The organism is Priestia sp. 179-F W1.4 NHS, from assembly GCF_045369295.1.
Classification (GTDB): Bacteria; Bacillota; Bacilli; order Bacillales; family Bacillaceae_H; genus Priestia; species Priestia zanthoxyli.
In genome coordinates this window covers 71,400-92,538 of record NZ_JBIQFF010000001.1, presented here as the reverse complement: position 1 = coordinate 92,538, position 21,139 = coordinate 71,400, and the positions used below count along the sequence as shown (strand labels likewise).

General features: G+C 39.2%; 18 protein-coding genes and 1 other annotated feature. Of the genes, 5 read left to right on the top strand and 13 right to left on the bottom strand.

The window, feature by feature from the left end; all coding sequences use genetic code 11:
* Positions 1-316: 316 nt before the first annotated feature.
* A complete protein-coding gene (gene rpsD / locus ACH0CI_RS00455) occupies positions 317-919 on the top strand; it encodes a 30S ribosomal protein S4 (protein ID WP_013059485.1) in 603 nt (200 codons plus the stop codon).
* Between the two features lie 72 nt (positions 920-991).
* Here the strand turns inward: rpsD and tyrS are convergent, their stop codons facing one another.
* Both tyrS and acsA read right to left on the bottom strand, forming a co-directional pair.
* A complete protein-coding gene (gene tyrS, locus ACH0CI_RS00450) occupies positions 992-2,251 on the bottom strand; it encodes a tyrosine--tRNA ligase (RefSeq protein WP_028411808.1) in 1,260 nt (419 codons plus the stop codon).
* A gap of 73 nt (positions 2,252-2,324) precedes the next feature.
* Positions 2,325-2,535: a binding site (T-box leader), on the bottom strand.
* Between the two features lie 139 nt (positions 2,536-2,674).
* The gene (gene acsA / locus ACH0CI_RS00445) at positions 2,675-4,390 is read right to left on the bottom strand and encodes an acetate--CoA ligase (RefSeq protein ID WP_028411809.1); all 1,716 of its coding nucleotides are present in this window, start codon (positions 4,388-4,390) and stop codon (positions 2,675-2,677) included.
* Positions 4,391-4,674: 284 nt separating this feature from the next.
* Between acsA and ACH0CI_RS00440 the strand changes: the two genes are divergently transcribed.
* Genes ACH0CI_RS00440 through ACH0CI_RS00430 form a run of 3 tightly spaced genes read left to right on the top strand, consistent with a single transcriptional unit; the run spans position 4,675 to position 7,142 of the window.
* Positions 4,675-5,307, top strand: coding sequence for an N-acetyltransferase (locus tag ACH0CI_RS00440; RefSeq protein ID WP_406900753.1), 633 nt, complete (start codon positions 4,675-4,677; stop codon positions 5,305-5,307).
* Positions 5,308-5,337: 30 nt separating this feature from the next.
* Positions 5,338-5,979, top strand: a complete 642-nt coding sequence (locus ACH0CI_RS00435) for an acetoin utilization AcuB family protein (RefSeq protein WP_028411811.1) — start codon at positions 5,338-5,340, stop codon at positions 5,977-5,979.
* Positions 5,979-7,142, top strand: coding sequence for an acetoin utilization protein AcuC (locus ACH0CI_RS00430; RefSeq protein WP_028411812.1), 1,164 nt, complete (start codon positions 5,979-5,981; stop codon positions 7,140-7,142). Before ACH0CI_RS00435 ends, ACH0CI_RS00430 begins: the two co-directional genes overlap by 1 nt.
* Positions 7,143-7,171: 29 nt before the next feature.
* Here ACH0CI_RS00430 and motS read toward each other — a convergent pair whose 3' ends face one another.
* The 7 genes from motS to ACH0CI_RS00395 all read right to left on the bottom strand — a co-directional run bounded on the left by motS (position 7,172) and on the right by ACH0CI_RS00395 (position 13,079).
* Complete coding sequence (gene motS, locus ACH0CI_RS00425; RefSeq protein WP_028411813.1) at positions 7,172-7,828, bottom strand: flagellar motor protein MotS; 657 nt, start codon at positions 7,826-7,828, stop codon at positions 7,172-7,174.
* A complete protein-coding gene (motP, locus tag ACH0CI_RS00420; protein WP_335707158.1) occupies positions 7,818-8,621 on the bottom strand; it encodes a flagellar motor protein MotP in 804 nt (267 codons plus the stop codon). The genes motS and motP overlap by 11 nt, the downstream gene beginning before the upstream one ends.
* Positions 8,622-8,674: 53 nt before the next feature.
* Positions 8,675-9,673, bottom strand: a complete 999-nt coding sequence (gene ccpA / locus ACH0CI_RS00415) for a catabolite control protein A (RefSeq protein WP_013059493.1) — start codon at positions 9,671-9,673, stop codon at positions 8,675-8,677.
* Between the two features lie 559 nt (positions 9,674-10,232).
* The gene (locus tag ACH0CI_RS00410; RefSeq protein ID WP_033579601.1) at positions 10,233-11,309 is read right to left on the bottom strand and encodes a bifunctional 3-deoxy-7-phosphoheptulonate synthase/chorismate mutase; all 1,077 of its coding nucleotides are present in this window, start codon (positions 11,307-11,309) and stop codon (positions 10,233-10,235) included.
* A gap of 227 nt (positions 11,310-11,536) precedes the next feature.
* Positions 11,537-11,860, bottom strand: coding sequence for a bacillithiol system redox-active protein YtxJ (gene ytxJ / locus ACH0CI_RS00405; protein ID WP_028411816.1), 324 nt, complete (start codon positions 11,858-11,860; stop codon positions 11,537-11,539).
* Positions 11,861-12,110: 250 nt separating this feature from the next.
* Entirely contained in the window at positions 12,111-12,566 is a 456-nt protein-coding gene (locus ACH0CI_RS00400) for a YtxH domain-containing protein (protein WP_071270275.1), read from the bottom strand.
* 27 nt (positions 12,567-12,593) lie between these two features.
* A complete protein-coding gene (locus ACH0CI_RS00395; RefSeq protein WP_071270272.1) occupies positions 12,594-13,079 on the bottom strand; it encodes a DUF948 domain-containing protein in 486 nt (161 codons plus the stop codon).
* A gap of 282 nt (positions 13,080-13,361) precedes the next feature.
* Here ACH0CI_RS00395 and ACH0CI_RS00390 point away from each other — a divergent pair, with 282 nt between their 5' ends.
* Positions 13,362-14,477 carry an aminopeptidase gene (locus ACH0CI_RS00390; protein ID WP_406900752.1) on the top strand — a complete coding sequence of 372 codons (1,116 nt, stop codon included), beginning with the start codon at positions 13,362-13,364 and terminating at the stop codon, positions 14,475-14,477.
* Positions 14,478-14,519: 42 nt separating this feature from the next.
* Here ACH0CI_RS00390 and murC read toward each other — a convergent pair whose 3' ends face one another.
* The 4 genes from murC to ytpR all read right to left on the bottom strand — a co-directional run bounded on the left by murC (position 14,520) and on the right by ytpR (position 21,137).
* Positions 14,520-15,821, bottom strand: coding sequence for a UDP-N-acetylmuramate--L-alanine ligase (gene murC / locus ACH0CI_RS00385; RefSeq protein ID WP_013059499.1), 1,302 nt, complete (start codon positions 15,819-15,821; stop codon positions 14,520-14,522).
* Between the two features lie 185 nt (positions 15,822-16,006).
* Complete coding sequence (locus ACH0CI_RS00380; protein ID WP_406900751.1) at positions 16,007-16,660, bottom strand: nicotinate phosphoribosyltransferase; 654 nt, start codon at positions 16,658-16,660, stop codon at positions 16,007-16,009.
* Positions 16,661-17,000: 340 nt separating this feature from the next.
* Positions 17,001-20,102, bottom strand: a complete 3,102-nt coding sequence (locus ACH0CI_RS00375) for a DNA translocase FtsK (protein WP_406900750.1) — start codon at positions 20,100-20,102, stop codon at positions 17,001-17,003.
* Between the two features lie 429 nt (positions 20,103-20,531).
* Positions 20,532-21,137 carry a YtpR family tRNA-binding protein gene (gene ytpR / locus ACH0CI_RS00370; protein WP_028411821.1) on the bottom strand — a complete coding sequence of 202 codons (606 nt, stop codon included), beginning with the start codon at positions 21,135-21,137 and terminating at the stop codon, positions 20,532-20,534.
* Positions 21,138-21,139 lie beyond the last annotated feature (2 nt).

The following is a 21,139-nucleotide window of genomic DNA, read 5'->3' as shown; positions in this document are numbered from 1 at the left end:
CTTTTCATACTTCAAATGAATATATCCTTTCTTTTACATTCTGTTAATCTTCAATCTTCCTTGACTTTATACGAGGAAACACCTATAATACTCGTTGTGTGAAATATTGCAGCTTATACAATCTTCTTTATGTTTTTTCATTTTGTTCCTCATTAAAAGGTTGTTTTACAGAAGTAGCAATTCTTTTAAAAAGATGGTGTATCGTGTAACTCTCTGCTGCTAGAGCGATGGTACATGAAAACAAAATGAGCATATCGCTAGAATGTGTCTGTTTTTGTTTTGCATAAAATAAAAACACAAACAAGGAGGAGTCATCATGGCTCGTTATACAGGTCCAAGTTGGAAAATCTCTCGTCGCTTAGGTCTTTCTCTAAGTGGTACAGGTAAAGAATTAGAAAAACGCCCTTACGCTCCAGGTCCACACGGCCCAGGTCAACGTAAGAAAATTTCTGAGTACGGTTTACAATTACAAGAAAAGCAAAAATTACGCCACATGTATGGTGTAACTGAGCGTCAATTCCGTAACTTATTCGTTGCTGCTGGTAAATTAACTGGTAAGCACGGTGAGAACTTCATGATTCTTTTAGAAGCTCGTCTTGATAACTTAGTATACCGTATGGGTCTTGCACGCACTCGTCGTCAAGCTCGTCAATTAGTTAACCACGGTCACGTTTTAGTTGACGGTAAACGCGTTGACATCCCATCTTACCGTGTACAACCTGGTCAAGTGATCGGTGTTCGCGAAAAATCTCGCAACCTTTCAATCGTGAAAGAAGCGCTTGAAGTTAACAACTTCGTACCAGACTACTTAACAGTAGACGCTGAGAAATTAGAAGGTACATTCACTCGCTTACCTGAGCGTTCTGAATTATCTGCTGAAATCAACGAAGCACTAATCGTAGAGTTCTACTCTCGTTAATAGTAAAAAGCCGTTCCCTATGGAGCGGCTTTTTTACTTTCTTTATACAAAAAAAGGCCTTTCGGCCTTTTTTTATGCGTATTGAATAAGCGTATATTTTTTCTTGCCTCGACGAATTACTGTAAATTGACCTTCAATACGGTCTTCTGCTCCTACTGTTTTTTGCAAATCTTGCTCACGCTCACCGTTTAAGTAAATCGCACCGTTTGAAATATCTTCACGCGCTTGACGTTTAGAAGGAGAGATTTTACTTTCTACAAGTAAATCGATTAAACCAATATCTTCACCTGTATGCGTGTAAGAAGGAACATCCTTGAATCCTTGCTTAATTTCTTCTGCTGTTAACTCTGAAATACTTCCGTTAAATAAAGCTTGCGAAATACGAATGGCTTGCTCAAGAGCTTCTTCACCGTGTACAAGCGTAGTCATCGCCGCTGCTAGTGCTTTTTGTGCTTCGCGTTTTTCAGGCGCTTCTTTTGCAGATGCTGCTAATTCATTAATTTCTTCATGTGATAAGAATGTAAAGTATTTTAAATATTTTATAACATCACGATCATCTGTATTGATCCAGAACTGGTAGAATTCATACGGACTTGTTTTTTCAGCGTCTAACCAAATTGCTCCGCCTTCTGTTTTACCGAACTTCGTGCCGTCTGCTTTTGTTACAAGCGGAACTGTTAATCCAAATGCTTTTGCATCTTCTTCTGATTTACGAATTAATTCTAAGCCAGCTGTAATATTTCCCCATTGGTCGCTGCCGCCAATTTGAAGCTTACAGTTATACGTTTGGTATAAGTTCAAGAAATCATATGATTGTAAAATCATGTAGCTGAATTCCGTAAATGAGATGCCTGATTCGATACGAGATTGAACAGAATCCTTTGCCATCATGTAGTTAATACCAAAGTTTTTACCGATATCTCGTAGGAATGTAATAACATCTAACGTGCCAATCCAGTCATAGTTATTCGCAATAACCGCTGCATTTTCACCTTCTTCAAAATCTAAGAAGCGTGAAAGCTGACCTTTAATACGCTCACTAAACATAGCAACCGTTTCTTTTTCATTTAACGTACGCTCTGCTTTTTTACCGCTTGGATCTCCAATAAGACCCGTACCTCCACCAACTAATGCAATCGGTTGGTGTCCAGCTTGTTGAAAGCGACGCAAAATTAAAACAGGAAGCATGTGGCCGATGTGAAGGCTGTCGGCTGTTGGATCGAATCCACAGTACAAACGAACAGACTCTTTACTCAAAAGTTCATTTAAACCTTTTTCATCCGTTTGTTGATTAATGAGCCCTCGAAACTCAAGATCTTGTAAAATATCCATGTTATATTCTCTCCTTTATCTAATTGCTCGTTACAATTTGTTGAACAACATAAAAAACGCCCCTTCTTAAAAAAGAAGGGACGAAAATATCGCGGTACCACCCTATTTGGAAATAAATTATTTCCCACTTAAATGATGTAACGGTCTACCCGTCTTTTGCTACTGTAAGTTCACAAAAGATGCTCAAGGACGTATTTCATATTTGTCTATGTACTGATTTTCAGCAACCATCAGCTCTCTTAAACAGGGAGACAAGTATTACTTCTTCCTATCACTGCAGTTTATTTTATTTAAAAGTTTACACCCCACAATTATGAATGATTTCATTTTAAAATTCAAGTCCAAAAAAAAGTTCAAACAGCTGGCTGTTTGAACTTTATAAAAATCACTTATTTTCCATACAAAGATTGAAACGTTTACTCCTTAGTCTTCCATCGTCGACAAATCGCCCGTTGGCAAATCTAATTCCCACGCTTTTAAAACGCGACGCATAATTTTACCGCTTCGTGTTTTAGGTAGCTTATCTTTAAACTCGATTTCACGTGGAGCTGCATGAGCAGCTAACCCTTTTTTCACAAATTGACGAATATCTTCAATCAGTTCATCTGAAGATTCATACCCATCTCTAAGTGCGATAAACGCTTTAATAATTTCCCCACGCACAGGATCAGGCTTACCAATGACACCCGCTTCTGCTACAGCAGGGTGTTCAACAAGCTTACTTTCTACTTCAAATGGACCAACTCGTTCTCCTGCGGTCATAATAACGTCATCAATTCGGCCTTGGAACCAAAAATAACCGTCTTCATCCATATACGCGGAATCACCTGATACGTACCAGTCGCCTGGCATAAAGTATGACTCATACTTTTCCTTGTTGTTCCAAATTGCATGCATCATAGATGGCCAGCCTTTTTTAATTGCTAAGTTACCCATTCGATAAGGTGGAAGCTCTTGTCCTTGATCGTCAACGATTGCTGCTTGTACACCCGGAATAGGTTTTCCCATAGATCCTGGTTTAATTTTCATAGACGGGTAATTACAAATCGTCTGACCTCCAGTTTCAGTCATCCACCACGTGTCATGAATACGTTTTTGGAAAACCTTCATTCCCCAGCGTACCACTTCAGGATTTAATGGTTCTCCCACGCTTAATACATGTCTGAGGCTGCTTAAATCATAGCGTTTAACTAAGTCATCGCCAGCACCCATTAGCATACGAAATGCTGTAGGCGCACTGTACCAAACCGTTACGCCAAAATCTTCAAGTGCTTGATACCATGCATCTGGACTAAAGCGTCCTCCTACAATCACATTTGTTGCTCCAGCAAGCCAAGGACCAAAAATTCCGTAGGAAGTTCCCGTTACCCAACCCGGATCTGCTGTACACCAATACACATCGTCATCTTTTAAGTCGAGCACCCACTTAGCAGTTTGATAATGCTGAAGCATTGCATTATGAACGTGAAGCACCCCTTTTGGTTTTCCAGTTGAACCTGATGTATAATGAAGCAGCATACCATCTGTTCTATCTACCCACTCAATCTCCACCTCTTTATTCGCCGCTTCTAATCGCTTCAGAAAATCTAGTTGAATGCCTTCTTCTGCTACATTTTCCCCTACAAGGAGAATGTGTTTTAAAGCTGGCAAATCCTTCACCGGAACGCGGCTCAGCAGTTCAGGCGTTGTAATTAACACTTTTGCATCACTGTCTTGCAAACGATCTTTTACTGCACCTTCCATGAATGCTTCAAACAAAGGCCCAACAATAGCGCCAAGCTTCACCGCGCCTAACAATGCAAAATAAAGTTCCGGAGAGCGAGGCATAAAGATAAACACACGATCTCCCTTCTCTACGTCTGCTTGTTTTAGCACGTTTGCGGCTTTGTTTGACCATTCTTTCATTTCTTTGAATGTATATTTTTCATTGCGCTGCGCATCTCGATAATAAAGCGCAACTTTATTTTTACGCGTAGAGTTTGCGTGCTTATCAATTGCTTCATAAGCTGCATTTAATTTACCTGTTTCATGCCATGAAAATTCCTTCTCCACTTGTGACCAGTCAAAGGTTTGATACGTTTTATCGTAGTCCTGTAAGTTGTATACCCCTTCAATTACAGGAAGCGCTTCCACTTTCATCACAAACTCCCCCTTATGTATAAAATTTACAAACCTATTATATAACAAAAATAGACTTTTCACAATTTTATAAAAATTATTTGTCGGAATTGGGATAATAGTCTCCCTTGTTATATGACAACCTTTGTTATATAAGTGTCGAATTAACAAGAATCTCTTTTAATTTCCTATTCTATGTTTTTGAAAAAACTCCTTTTCTTTTATTTAATTTTTTGAAAACGCTTTAATGTAGAGTTTTTTTTGTATTATAATACAGATAAGACTGCTTGAAGGTGGTGATTCATGTGAAACATTCCGAAACATACAATATGAAAGAACTAAAAACAGCGGTTGGAGCAATTGTTATTGAAGGACCTGTCTCCTCACAAACCTTGCAACAACTTGATTTTCATGAGCAACTAACGGCCTTTCGTCCACCTGAACAGCAAAAAGAAGCATTGATCGAGATTGCCAACTTGCCTGAAGGTAGAATCATTATTGCTCGTCATCATCATACAATCATTGGTTATGTCACCTTTTTATATCCCGATCCTCTAGAACGATGGTCGGAAGGAAATATGGAGAATTTAATCGAATTAGGAGCTATAGAGGTAGCTGCCCCGTTTCGCAGCTACGCTGTTGGAAAAAACTTGCTTATCGTATCTATGATGGATGATGCAATGGAAGATTATATTGTCATTACGACAGAATACTACTGGCATTGGGATTTAAAAGGAACAGGGCTAAATGTGTGGGATTACCGCAAAATTATGGAGAAAATGATGAATAAAGGCGGACTGACGTGGTTTGCCACAGATGATCCGGAGATTAGCTCCCACCCTGCTAATTGTTTGATGGTAAGAATCGGGAGCAGAGTCCCTCAAGAAAGCATACAAGAATTTGATAGCCTGCGCTTTCAAAATCGCTTTATGTATTGAGCTGACCTTTAAGAAAAGGAGCTGTGTCTGATGATTGTTGAAGAGATGATGAAAACCGATCTCGTTACCTTAACCCCCGACCATACGATTGCTGAAGCTATGAAACTTTTAGATACACATAAGATTAGACATATTCCTATCGTTAATGACCTTCATCACGTAGTTGGCATCATTTCTGATCGAGACGTAAGAGATGCAAGTCCATCTATTTTAGATAATACTTATACATCTGCTCTTCTATCCGAACCCGTGCGGATGATTATGAAAACAGAAGTCATTACAGCTCACCCTCTTGATTTTGTTGAAGAAATTGCAAGCATTTTTTATGAACACCAAATCGGTTGTATTCCCGTCACAAAAAACAAGCGGTTAGTAGGAGTTGTTACCGAAAGAGATCTACTACATACGTTTATTCAGCTTACTGGCACTAATAAGCCAGGTTCACAAATTGAAATAAAAGTAGAAAATAAGGCTGGCGTGCTCGCTGAAGTTACATCCCTCTTTGGTTCAAAGAGAACAAACATCTTAAGCGTACTTGTCTACCCTGATGTAGATGAACGATATAAAATCCTTGTGCTTCGCATTCAAGCTATTAATCCATTGATTAGTATAAATACATTAAAAGAAAACGGCTATGAGGTGCTATGGCCTAAATTACCGGAGATGACGTAATGACTAGTAATGCTGTATTTATTTATTCAGATGATATTCTTTCGTACAAATTCAGCAATAATCATCCGTTTAACCAGCTTCGTGTTCAACTAACATATGAACTGTTACGGGAATTTGGCGCTTTAGGCAATCAAGATATTGTATTACCGCGGATGGCATCTGATGAAGAACTTCAGCTTGTCCATGATACTAGCTATATTCAAGCGGTAAAATTAGCAGGAAGCGGCGAGCTTTCTGTTGAAAAAGCAGCAGATTTTGGTCTTGGAACAGAAGATACACCTATGTTTCCCAACATGCATGAAGCCAGTGCGTTTTTAGTTGGGGGTACACTTACGGCTGTAGATTATGTGATGACTGGAAAAGCTAAGCATGCTCTAAATTTAGGAGGAGGATTGCACCATGGCTTTCGAGGAAAAGCTTCCGGCTTCTGTATTTATAACGATAGCGCGGTAGCCATCAAATATATGCAGCAAAAGTACAACGCGCGCGTCCTCTATGTCGATACAGATGCTCACCATGGTGACGGCGTGCAATGGACATTTTATGACGATCCTTCCGTTTGTACTCTTTCCATTCATGAAACGGGACGCTACTTGTTTCCAGGCACGGGAAACGTTAATGAACGCGGGCACAGTGAAGGCTATGGTTATTCATTTAATGTGCCTGTTGATGCTTATACGGAAGATGAGTCTTGGCTCGACGTTTATAAGACCTCTTTAAAAGAAGTAGCTGCTTTTTTTAAACCAGATGTTATCTTGACACAAAATGGAGCCGATTCTCATTATTACGACCCGCTCACTCATTTATGCGGCACCACGAAAATATACCGTGAGATTCCTAAAATTGCTCATGAAATTGCCCATGAATACTGTCAGGGAAGATGGATTGCGGTTGGCGGAGGAGGTTATGATATTTGGCGGGTTGTTCCTCGGGCTTGGTCATTCATTTGGCTTGAAATGATTGAACGAAAGGCAGAAGGCATGCTTCCTCTATCATGGCTTGAAAAATGGACAAAAGTATCGCCTCACCCCATTTGCACACAGTGGGATGATGAACCTAATATCTATCAGCCAATTCCAAGAAAACCAGAAATAACAGAAAAAAACGCTCAAACTCTTGAGCGCGCTCTTTATCCTATTCGTTCTCATACATCTCATTCTTAAAAAAAGGCTATACAAACGTATGGCCTTTTTCACTGTGCTTCGGGATCTGAAATAATAATTTCGACGCGTCTATTTTTTTGTAAATTGTCATTAGACGTGTTCGGAACAAGCGGCTTTGTATCTCCGTATCCAAGTGCTTCAAAGCGGTTAGCAGAAAGAGAAAAGTGGTTCGTTAAATAGCGTATGACACCGCTGGCACGCGCTGCCGATAGTTCCCAATTAGATGGATAACGATAGGTGTGAATAGGTCGATTATCGGTATGACCTTCTACTTTAATATCATTTGGAATAGTACTGAATAACCTTCCTAATTCATCCAGGAAAGGGGTACCTTTCTTCAAAATGTCTGCCTGTCCTGTTTCAAACAGCACCTGTTCTTGTAAAATAAGCACAACTCCGCGTTCATCTCGCTTAGCAGTAATAACATTCTGAAGCTTATTTTCCTTCAGGTAATTTTGCACTTTCGCTAAAATGTTATCCAGCTTTTGAGACTGCTGGCTCTTTTCTACAGAAGCTAATGAGCCACCGCTTGTAAGCGAATTGACAACGGTCTGAAACTTTTGATTATCAACGCTAGACATTGAAAATAGTAAAATAAAAAAAACTAATATTAACGTCACCAAATCAGCAAATGTTACCATCCATTTTGGCGACTGTGCCGAATACCTTTTTCTTCTACGCTTCACGAACGTGTTCTCTCTTTTCTTCCAGCTTTCGTTTTTCAACAGGGGCAAATACTTTTAGCTTTGCTTGCACAAAGCGAGAATTTTGCCCCGCCTGCAAGCCGATGACACCTTCAATAATCACTTCTTTAACAAAAAGCTCATGCTCCGTTTTACCAGCTAATTTAGCTGCGATTGGCTGAAAAAACAAGTTTGAAAGCAGCGCCCCGTAGAAAGTCGTTAAAAGAGCAATTGCCATGTTAGGCCCAAGCGATGAAGGGGTATTAAGGCTTTTAAGCATTAGCACTAGCCCAACGAGCGTCCCAATCATTCCCCAAGCGGGGGCATAATCGCCTGCTTTTTCAAACATACTTCGACCTCTCGTATGTCTTTCTTCTACTGCAGCTATTTCAGCTTCAAGCAGCTCTCGAATCATTTCTGGTTCTACTCCATCAATGGCTAGCAAAATACCTTTTTTCACAAATAAATCATCGATTTGTTCAAGCTCTGCTTCTAACGATAGAAGCCCTTCTCGACGCGCTTTTTCCGATAAATGTACAAATGTTCCTACAATTTCTTCTACGTTTATTTCTTTCGATTGAAACGCTTGTTTCCCTACTCTTCCCATATTTTTTAATTGTTTTAACGGAAAGCTCACGCACAGCGTACCAAAAACGCCTCCCAGTACAATTAAAATCGATGGCACATCAATAAAAGCTAAAAAACCGCTCATTCCTCCACTTGAAATAACCCCAAACACAACCATAGAGATACCAATTAGTATCCCTATAGGTGTGAGCATATCAATTTTTTTCATATTCTATCTCCCCGTGTCTGAACTTTGGATTCGTTCTTATTCATTCACAGGTATTATTTTGTTGATTGTCTGAACTCGATGCGGTGAGGAAGCTGTACAATGCTGCTGTCTACCGTTTCTTTGTTCATGTATTTCGTTAAGAGACGCATCGCTACTGCACCAATATCATACATTGGCTGTACAACAGATGTTAACTGAGGACGAACCATTGTTGAAAGTCTTGTGTTATCAAAACCGATAACTTCTAGATCGTTTGGTACATTCAACCCGCGATCTTGTGCCCCGTGAATAACGCCTAATGCCATTTCATCCGTTCCAACGAAAATAGCAGTTGGCTTTTCATCTTCTTCTAATAGTTTTTCAACTGCTTCAATACCTGAATCGTACGTGTAGTCTCCTTCTACAATATAAGAATCGCGTACAGGCAATCCGCTTTCAGTAAGAGCACGCTTGTACCCTTTTACTTTTTTCGCATGATTGATCGGTTCTTCTAGCGTACCTGAAACGAATGCAATATTTTTATGACCGCTGTCAATTAGTGATTGCACTGCATCAAAAGCTGCTTGTTCATAATCAATAGTTACAGATGGGATTTGGTTAGTTGATTCGATTGATGCTGCAAGTACAACTGGAACCGGTGATTTTTTTAACTCTTCTACGTGTTCTTCCGTTACATTCCCACTCATGAAGATGATTCCGTCTACTTGTTTACCAAGCATGTTATTTAAAAGATGAAGTTCTTTATCTTGATTTTGGTCGGAGTTACTTAAGATGATATTATACTTGTACATTGTTGCAATATCTTCGATTCCACGCGCTAACTCTGCATAGAAAATATTTGAAATATCAGGAATGATAACTCCTACTGTCGTTGTTTTCTTACTGGCTAATCCACGCGCTACTGCGTTCGGACGATAGCCTAGTCTTTCAATTGTTTCTAATACTTTTTTTCTAGTTGATGGTTTTACATTTGGATTTCCGTTTACCACACGAGAAACCGTTGCCATCGACACGCTTGCTTCCCTTGCTACATCATAAATTGTTACGTTCACAACAAACACTCCTTATCGAAAAACATTTCGTTTATTTTATCCTTATTTCATTTCTTGTATTTACGTATATAAATCCATCTTCCTTTATAGAATGGCTATTTCTAGCTCCTTCACTCTTACATACAGCTTAGATACCCTGTATGCATCTAAATCATTCCTGTTATGCCCTTATTATTACGTGTGCAAAGACAATTTTACCAGTTTATATGTAACAATGTAAAAGACGGTGTATAGTAAGTAAATAAAAAAAGTGAATCGCGAATTTATATCATATGCACTCACAGAATGATAGCGAATATCTGTAACTACTATACGATACTATGTGCTTCACCGCAACGTATTTACCGCCTTTTTCCGACAAGTTTCACGAGAATTTCATAAATTCTTGTTTTTTGGATTTGCACTTATTCTTTCCTATTTTGACAAAAGTTATCGACTGTTTTCAAAATACGTGATAATTTCGCTTATCTTTATTATAACGAAAGGCAAACAAGCTTGAAACCATTAAGTGCCTCAAACTTGTCATAAAAGTATACGAATTTTTCTTTTTTACGTTTTTTTATAAATTTAAGTTACATATAGGTTTTAGCTGCTTCATAAATTCTGTAAATTGTGGAATATCCATTTGCTGAGCTGAGTCAGAAAGTGCTACCGCCGGATCTGGATGAACTTCTGCCATAATTCCATCCGCACCAATGGCAAGAGCCGCTTTAGCCGTTGGAACAAGCAAATCTCGTCTTCCTGTTGAATGCGTAACGTCGACTAAAACAGGTAAATGAGTTTCTTGTTTTAAAATGGGAACGGCTGAAATATCCAGCGTATTTCGCGTTGCTCGCTCATACGTACGAATTCCTCGTTCACACAAAATCAGCTGATCATTTCCTTTTGATACAATGTATTCAGCAGCATTAATAAACTCATCAATCGTAGCAGCTAAGCCCCGCTTTAATAAGACAGGCTTCTTCACCGCACCCGCTTCTTTTAACAGCTCAAAATTTTGCATATTACGAGCACCAATTTGAATCACATCTACATATTCTACAGCTGTTTCAATATCAGCGGGGTCGACAATTTCACTAATAACGGCTAAATCATATTCGTCAGCTACTCTTTTTAAAATTTGCAGTCCTTCTAAGCCAAGGCCTTGAAAATCATAAGGAGATGTTCTTGGCTTGTAGGCTCCGCCTCTAAGCATCCGCACACCCTGCTGCTTTACGGCTTTTGCTACGGCTGCTACTTGCTCATAGCTTTCAACGGAACAAGGTCCTGCTACAAAACGCTGAAGTCCGTCACCAATTGTTTCTCCTTTTACCGTAACGATTGTATTTTCCGGCTTCTTTTTACGGGATACAAGAAGTGCTTTACGATGATCATCTTCTTGAAGCTCTAAATGAGCTTTGAAAATCTCTTTGAAAATATGTTGAAGCGTAGATGTTTGAAACGGTCCTTCATTCTTGCTTAAAATCGCATCAAGCATTGCTCGTTCACGAACAGGGTCAAACCGTTTGGTTGACTGCATTCCTTTTAATTTTCCTATTTCTTGAACAAGCTCGCCTCGCTCATTAATAAGCTTTAACAGTTTCATATTTACTTCGTCAATTTGAGATCGCAAATGCTGAAGATCTGAATTCGTCATGTACGTCCACCCTTTCACTGATTTAAAAAAATCCGTTTAGCAGGGTTACTACATAAGATGATAGGTGATGGAGGATATATGTAAGGGGCTTCTCTGCTTTTATGTGCTAAACTACATCTATTGTACGAAAAAGTGGATGAAACCGCAATCAGCTTACAAAAAAAACCGAACGATTAATCGTTCGGATCTTCCTTCACCTAAACTGCTTTTGTCCCAGCCTCTTTCAATTAATGAGCTACATTTTTCGCTAATTCTTCTTCGTTAATGTTCCAGTGAGAAGCGTGCCACTTCACTTTTCCATCTTCAAACAGAAGCGCTTGAGGTGATTCATGCTTCACTTCATACGTTTCAGCAATATAGTTGGATACGTCTCGTGAATCTTGCACATGAAGATAATAAGAAGGAATGTCTTCATGACTAGAAGCAAACGCTGAAAATGCCTCATGACCAGCTGCACTAATTGGACACGTCGTGCTGTGCTTTAAAAATAAAAAGCGATGGTTTTCCTTAATAACTTGTTCGAACTCTTCAACTGTTGAAATCTTTTTCATTTTTTTCACCCTTTCTGTACTTACTCTTAAGTTTACATGGTTTGACCGTTTCCATACAAAAAGAGTGCTCAGCTTTATGTATAATGCTAATGAATTTATTTATAAGGTGAAGTTATTTTCGGCATAGAAAGAAAAGAACTGGTTAAATTAAAATCCCTCTGATGAAACTAACATTTACTTGCCGTTACCCAACCTAAATTACATACAAAAAAAGCGTTCACCCTATAGGGTAAACGCTTTTGATTCTTTATTATGGTCGTGGCACTGTGCTTTCCACTTCATCTAATGCTTTTTGAGCTTCTGTTAGCTTCTGCTGAACTTCTTCGTTGCTTTGAGACTCCACTTCATCAGCAAGCACTTCTAAGCTTGTTGGCGGTAATGCTTCGTGTTCAGGATCTACTTTACGGAAGTTTTTCACCTTGTCCACTACTTGTGAAGATTGCTCAGACAGTGTTTGCGATAAACCAGCCGTTTTTTCTTTAGCCGTTTGAGCAAACCCTTGTCCTTTTTCAACAGCGCTGTTTTTCGCTTGCTCCGTTTTTAAACGAACGTAAGCTGCCTGCTCATTTAAATCAGAACGGAACTCTTTACCTGATTTTGGAGCAAGTAGTAATGCCGTTGCAGCTCCTACAACTCCTCCAATCACTGTTCCTACTAAAAAGCCTTTATTTGAAGTGTTGTTTGGTTTATTTGGTTTGTTTGACATATGCGTCTCCTCCTTTAAAGTTCATCCTTATGAAAATGAGCGTGAGCGTTGAACCGCTTTTTCTTTTACTTCAACAGGTACAGGCTCCACGTCAACTTTTTTCTGTTTTCTTAATTTTATACGTTCCCATACGTCTAATGCAACATTGCTCCATTGAACGACTTGAGCAACAGTTTCTTTATTTTCTTCTACTTTCTCTGAAACGCTTGATGATACGCTTTTAATCGACTTATTTAGGTCTTGGATTGAGTCACCTACGCCTTTAACAGAATCCACGACTGTGTTCAGCGCTTCGGATTTACGCTGAATATCTTCAGCTAACAGATTAGTCTTATGTAAAAGTGCAGTTGTTTCAGCTGTGATTCCTGTCATTTGCTTTTCTACACCGTCTAAAGTACCTGCCACTGAATTTAATGTGTGCTGAACGGATTTCAATGTTTTTGACACGGAAACCACCAGGTAAAAAATCGCAATGGCAACAATAGCAGCGCTTAAATAAAGAATAATAACCATCTGTGCAAGGCACCTCCTATTTTCATCTCTCTTGTTATAACTACTTTCCCAATTTTATAAACAATTAAACCTTCTATTCCCTATAGACTCTTTAACTTTACCATATTCTCTCTGCATTTATTCATAAAAAGGGAAGATTGCTACATTATTTCGCGATATATGAGTTATTTCCCTCCCTAAAGAAAAAAAGGATTTTAAAGCATAAAAACAAACAAAATAAGCTCAGTGGGGTACAATAGAAAGTGAATCATCAATCATTGTTATTTTAAGGAGGCACTATTTATGAAAGACCCTAGAATTGCAACATTAGCTAAAAATTTAATTAATTATTCTGTTCGCCTTCAAAAAGGAGAAAAAGTATTAATCGAAAACTTTGGACTTCAGCGCGAGCTTGTGACAGCACTTGTAGATGAAGCGTACAAGGCCGGTGGCTACCCGTTTGTACTGCTAAAAGATCATTCGGTAGACCGAGCTCTTTTAAACGGTGCACAAGAAGAGCAGTACAATATGATGGCAGACTTCGAAGCAAATGTGATGAAAGAAATGGATGCTTATATTGGCTTACGTTCTGGTTCAAACATTTTTGAACAATCAGATGTTCCGGCAGATAAAATGAAAATCCAAGGGAATACGATCGGTAAAAAAGTACATAGAGAAATTCGCGTTCCAAAAACAAAATGGGTCGTTCTTCGCTACCCAAACGATTCAATGGCGCAGCTTGCTAAAATGAGTACAGAAGCATTTGAAGATTTTTATTTCGATGTATGCAACTTAGACTATGGCAAAATGAGCAAAGCGATGGATGCTTTAGTTGAGCTCATGAACCGTACGGACAAAGTGCGTTTAACGGGTGAGAATACAGACTTAGCGTTCTCTATTAAAGATATTCCTGCAGTGAAGTGTGCCGGAGAAATGAATATTCCGGACGGTGAAGTATACACGGCTCCTGTACGTGATTCTGTAAACGGAACAATTTCTTACAACACTCCTTCTAACTATCAAGGCTTTACGTTTGAGAATGTATCCTTAACATTTAAAAACGGTAAAATTGTTGAAGCAACCGCTAATGATACAGAACGCATCAACGGCATTTTTGATACAGATGAAGGCGCTCGTTTTGTTGGCGAATTTGCGATTGGCGTAAATCCGTATATTCAACATCCAATGCAAGACATTTTATTTGATGAAAAAATTGACGGAAGCTTCCACTTCACTCCTGGCGAGTGCTACGAAGATGCGTATAACGGAAACAAGTCAAATATTCACTGGGATATGGTGATGATTCAGCGCCCAGAATACGGTGGCGGTGAGATTTATTTCGATGACGTGTTGATTCGTAAAGACGGGCTATTTGTCATTGAAGAATTAAAAGCGTTAAACCCTGAAAATTTAAAATGAGTTTTGAAATAAAAAAAAGGCACTCAGGAGAGTGCCTCTTTTTTATGATACGGTCTGCTGATATAGTTTTTCAAACTTTTGAATGTCTCCAGCACCCATAAATACTAATACAGCTTCATTATGGTCTTTTAACGATTCAATTGTTTCTTCATTAATTAATTCAGCTCCGCTGATTTTGCTTCGTAGATCTTCAATTGATAATTTACCTTGATGCTCACGGGCTGATCCAAAAATGTCACATAGATATACTTTATCAGCGTGCTGTAAGCTTGCTGCAAAGTCCTCTAAGAACGTTTGTGTACGCGTAAACGTATGCGGTTGGAAAACAGCCACAACTTCACGGTTTGGATACTTTTGACGAGCAGCTGAAATCGTTGCATTAATTTCCGTTGGATGGTGTGCATAATCATCGATTAGCACTTGTTTGCCAACGTTCTTTTCGCTGAAACGACGCTTTACACCTTGATATGTTTTAAAACGCTCTTGCAGCACAGCAACGTCAATTTCTTCATAATGACAAAGTGCAATAACGGAAAGTGCATTTAAGATGTTATGGTCGCCATACCCTGGAATCTCAAATGATGCGTGGAATGTATTTCGAACGAACACGTCAAATGTTGTGCCTGTTGTGCTTTTTACGATATTACGTGCTTGGAAATCATTTTCTTCGCCTAATCCGTAATAAAGAACAGGTACCTTCGCTTGAATTTGCTGAAGATGTTCATCGTCACCACAGGCAATAATTCCTTTTTTGACTTGAAGTGCCATCTCTTGGAACGCGCTGAATACATCATCGATATTGGCAAAATAATCAGGGTGATCAAAATCAATATTCGTCATAATTGCATAGTCTGGCGTATAAGATAAGAAGTGGCGGCGATACTCACATGCCTCAAACGCAAAATACTTGCTGTCTTTTACACCTTTACCCGTACCGTCTCCAATTAAATATGAAGTAGGTTCAGCTCCTTGAATCACATGCGCTAACATACCCGTTGTGGATGTTTTTCCGTGTGCTCCTGTTACGGCTACACTCGTATACTGTTTCATAAAGTCACCTAAGAAACGGTGATAGCGTACAAGCTTGACTCCTTCTTTTGAAGCTGCTTCTGCAATTTCTTCATGCGTATCAGGAAAAGCATTTCCTGCAATTACAGTCATGCCGTCTTTAATATTATTTTTATCAAATGGTAAAACAGGAATTCCCTGCTGTTCTAGTGCTTTTTGCGTAAAAATTTCTTTTTCAATATCCGATCCTTGAACTTGAAAGCCCATATCGTTTAGGATTTGCGCAAGCGCACTCATTCCTGTTCCTTTAATACCTACAAAATGGTAAACTGTCATATAAAGAACCTCCAACATTCGTCTATCTGTAAGACAGTATATGACGGTTATCTAGAATTGCTCTTACAAACGTATATAAATGTCGTTTGATTGCTGATTTCACGATAACATTCGTACATTATATCACTTCTTATAACATAACTCCATGACTCCATTTCTACTCTCTTCCCTTGCGAAACGGCCTTTTATTTTGGCTTCATCACATAGTATATAGCCTGCTGTTTTAAAAACGATCGCCATGTCATTGCATTTTTTTTGTCATTATATTGGGTTACTAACTGTTCAATGCATTGTTTATGTCCTAAAAAGAAAGAGTCAATTAACACGTCATATCCGATTGATTTTATTTTTCGAATCCAAATTACTTGTTGTTCCTCTAAATTTGCAAATCTTCCTCTTACATCTTTGATGATAACCTGCTCATTTGTCAATGGGGTATATCCTTTTAAGAAAAACGAATTAGGTACTTTAGACACAATAATTGGCTCTAGTACACTCGTCAAAAAAAAGGCTCCTTGAATTAAAAACGACTCTGTTTTCTGCTTCGCCTGATCAGCTAAAAACAGCTGCAGCAGGGTTTTCCCCTGAATGGTTACATATTCAAATGCAAACCACTGAAAAAATAATTGTTCATGGGAATCAGATAGAGCCGCCTCATGAGGCAAGTTTACTAACTCTTTAAATAGATGTGAAGCCCGCACTTTTTCTCGTATATTCGTATAGCGGTTCACAAAAAAGAAATATTGATTGTAAAAGTCGCAAATAGCATTATCAGACTGAAGCTGCTTTTGTTCACGAATTTCATTAAAGTTAATCAGTTCATGATTTTCTTCTGTCATTACTCTTCACTCGTACTCTAATTATTTTGGTTTGTCCTCTTTAAACGCCTTCAGCTCATATGTTTCAGCTGGTGAGAAATGATAGCAAACTATCACATGCTAAAAAAGCAAAACACACATTATCCTTACATATAGTAAATCATTTTACTAGTTCTGACAAACCTTTTCCTTTTTTTCCTGATGGATTTCTTCCAAAATCCCTACTCAAATTCTGTATAAACGAACTTAAAGCAGGAAAAAAAGAGGCGGCGGATACAGTGACAGAGCGTTAGCTCACATAAAGCTGTATCCTGCTGATTTTGCATAGCCTCTTTTTTTAACCTACATGCAGAAAAACAGCTTAAAATGTAGAAGTGGCTGTTTGACTTTCCATTTCCTGAAGCTCGTTTTCGGTAATGAGCACATCTCTCGGCTTGCTTCCTCTTGCTTCTGAAATAATTCCTTGCTGCTCCATCATATCAATTAGGCGCGCTGCGCGATTGTACCCCATTCTGAAGCGTCTTTGCAGACTGGAAGTAGATGCACCGCCTTGGTCTAGCACAAACTCGCATGCTTCATAGAAAAGCTCATCTTCTTCATTTGAAGCAAAGCTTTGCTGCTTTTTCAACAAATCTTCTTGATCAAATAAGTATGTTGGCTTCATTTGCTTTTTGACATGATCTACAACGCGATCAATTTCTTCATCTGAAACAAAGTTCCCTTGAATTCGAACGCTTTTAGAAGATCCGTTTTCAAGAAGCAGCATATCACCTTTACCTAATAGCTTCTCTGCTCCTCCTGTGTCGATAATTGTACGTGAATCAACTTGCGAAGAAACAGAAAATGCGATACGCGTTGGCACATTTGCTTTAATTAAGCCTGTAATAACATCTACGGAAGGACGCTGCGTTGCAAGCAATAAGTGAATGCCACACGCTCTTGCCTTTTGTGCAATACGGCAAATAGCTTCCTCTACTTCCCCTGGAGATACCATCATCAAGTCGGCAAGTTCATCAATAATAATAACTAGATACGGCAGCTCCCCGCTTTTTTCATTATGTTCTTTTACACGTTCGTTGTATTTTGTAATATCACGTACGCCCGCATGTGCGAACAGTTCGTAACGGCGCTCCATTTCCTCTACTGCCCACTTTAAAGCTGTAGTAGCTGCTTTCGCATCCGTGATAACCGGGCTGACTAAATGCGGAATGCCGTTGTAAGGAGCTAGCTCAACCATTTTAGGGTCAATTAACATAAGCTTGACTTCGTGTGGCGCAGCTTTATAAAGCAAGCTGACGATAATGGTATTAATACACACACTTTTACCAGACCCCGTCGCTCCAGCAATTAAACCGTGAGGCATTTTGTTCAAGTCAGTCACAACCGGCGTTCCTGAAATATCTAACCCTAACGCCACCGTTAAAGGAGAGTTATCTTTTCTAAAAGAAGGATGCCTCAAAATTTCGCGAATTAACACCGGCTTACTTTGACGATTTGGCACTTCAATTCCAATCGTATTTTTCCCTGGAATTGGCGCTTCAATTCGAATATCACGCGCGGCTAGGCTCAGTTTAATATCATCTGTTAAATTCGTAATTTTGTTCACTTTCACACCGGGCTCAGGATGTACTTCAAATCTGGTTACGGTAGGACCTTGCGTGACGTTTACGACCTTAGCTCGAACGTTAAAGTTTTTTAATGTCATATCCAAAAGCTCACGCTGCTCATCCGCCCATTGATTATCTTCTTCAATAGCAGCTGGAGGAATGTTAAGCAAGTTCATTCCAGGAAATGTATAAGGAGAAAAAGCTTTTACATTTACAGGTTCTTCAGATTTTAATGAAGCCTGCGGAACCGCTTCTTCGGTTTTTTCACCGTGAACTTCTTCTTGCCTACTTACTTCCGTTTTTTTTTGCAGAGCTTCTGCCTTCGGCGTTTGGTATGAACCTTGGGACGGCTGACTTTTTTCTCGAGCGCTGTTATCCATCTTTGTGCGGTCTTTTTTCAGCATCATTACGTTAAAAGGCACTAATCGCTTACCGCGAGCTCGTTCAGCATTCCCTGGCTGTTCTGCAGGTACAAGAGGTTCTACAGCTGACTCTTGCTGTACTTGTCCTTGTAACTCTTGACTTTCTTGCATCCTGCTCTCTTCCTCTTTTATCACTGAGTTTTCAAGCTCTCGGTGCACAACAGCGGATACCGCTTCTGGTTGCCATTCATCAGCTGCGGGTTGCGATGGATGTAAACTTTCAGAATTCAGCTCATGTTCTGCTTCAACATGAACACTGTTTGTTGGCTCTTCTAGAATGACGTGACTTTCTTTTTCAGCGGCTGGAACTTCTTCTCTCTTTCTAGGCTTTAGTGCTTCTACTTCTTCTGCTTGTAAAAACGCTGGGCTTTCTTCCATCAACGTTTCTGCTTCTGCCTCTTCAGCTTCATTTCCGATCTCTTGTTGGAAAGAAACGGATGATTCAAACGGAGGCGTTTCCTTTGAAATTGGAGCCTCTTCAGCTACTGCTGTTTCTTCCGCCAAATCCCAGTCGGTAGCTTTCTCTTTTGCCACTAACGGTTCGATCGCATGTGATTCTTCAAAAGTTGGAACCTCTTCCTGTTCTTTTACGGCTACTGAAGAACTTGGCTTTTCTTCAGGAAATGATATCTTCTCTTTTTGATTTTCCTCATATTGCTTCCACTGAGCAAAACGCTGAGAAGACAGTTGCATCATTTCTTCCGTTTCTTGAATCTGGGCTTCTTCCGCTATAGGCTTAGAAACTGGTTTTCTTAACGGCTCTACAACAGACGTATTCATCGCTCGTCGGTAAATTTCATCTTCAAACGCTGCTTTTGATAACTGTGTACTCGGAAGCTCATATTCTACTACTTCCTCACTTCCGTTTTGTACAACATTAGAAGGCCGCTTATTAAACCCATAAACAGGTGAAGGGATTTCAGTCGGACGGAACGGACGTTTTCTTACTTGCGGAATCGCTTCTTTCTTTTCAGATACCGCTTTTAACGGCTGAGATACTGACTTAGGCTGCGTTAGCGCCGACTTGCGAACAGGCTCTTGATAAAACGGAGCCGGTGCCTTTTTTGCTACAGGCCTTGGTTCATTTTTAGGAGCTGCTGCCTTTTTTGCTTCTCCCGTATCATCAATTAAAGGGAAACGAAACGTTCCTTTTGGGTATTGATAAGCTACTTTTGTATGAACATCTTGCTGCTCTTCACTGTAATTCCGCTTTTGCGTTCTGGCCGAGTGTGGAACAGAAGGTTTTGGCGCTGCTTTCATCACTGGCTTTTGATGAACTGACTGCATTTGTTTAGGCTTAGTAGCCTTCTTTTTAGGAATTGTTTTTTCTCTATTTAAAGGGTATTCTTCCGTTGTATTTCCATGTTCGTCTACAACGATTTCTTTCACTTCGTATCCTAGTAAATAATCCATTACTTTTCGTACAAAACCCATTTTTATCACTCTTTCTATCAGACTATCTTACTTCGTTTAGCCTCTTATATCGCAGTGCTGCGACATCTACAAAAAGCTATCCATGCATCCTTTATTTACCTTTGGCCTCAAAGTATTCTCTGAGATGGATATATATACTATCTTTTCATTTATCATTCTATCACGTATGCTTGAACTCTTACTATAAAATCTACTATTTTGCTTCCCTTATTTATACAGTAAAATTCCTCTTTGCAAAAATATTTTTTCATGTTTAATTAGCACTCATAATTAAACGCGAAAAAAGCCACTAGTCTATACTAGTGGCTTTTAATTTTATCAAACCTTTTTAAGAATTGACAATTGCTTTTCAGCAACTGTAACGCTTTGAAATATACGTGTAAAAAAACATCCTGCTTTTGCCCTATAAATTAGTATCACACTCTGCTTTTATGCTTGAAAAGGCTGACCTACTTCATATTTGTCTTCAAGTACTAAAATCCCTTTTTCTTGAGGAGCGTTCGGAAGCGCCAGCTCTTTAGCAGAGCAAATCATGCCTGAAGAAGGTACACCGCGCAGCTCTGCATCTTTAATGATCATACCGCTTGGCATAACCGCTCCTACTTTTGCTACGACGACTTTTTGACCTGCGTCTACATTTGGTGCTCCACATACAATTTGAAGTGTTTCTGTGCCAACATCTACTTTACAGATGTTTAGCTTATCTGCATTTGGATGCTTTTCTTTTTCTTGAACATATCCAACTACAAACTTAGGAGATAAATCCACTTCAAGTTTACCTTCAAAACCGCTTTCGCTAAGTACACGATTTACTTCTTCCACCATTTCTTCTGTTAATTCAAGAGAACCATTTCCCTCTACTTTTAACTTAGAAGAAGCATGAAAGATGTTATAGCCAGCCGTTGTATTTGATTTTTGATCAAAGATACGCACAACGTCGCTTTTTGTTTCAAACGTGCGATTTTCAATTGCAATATCTTCTAGCTTGACGATTAACGTATCGCCGATACCTTCTTTATTATAAAAAAGATTCATAA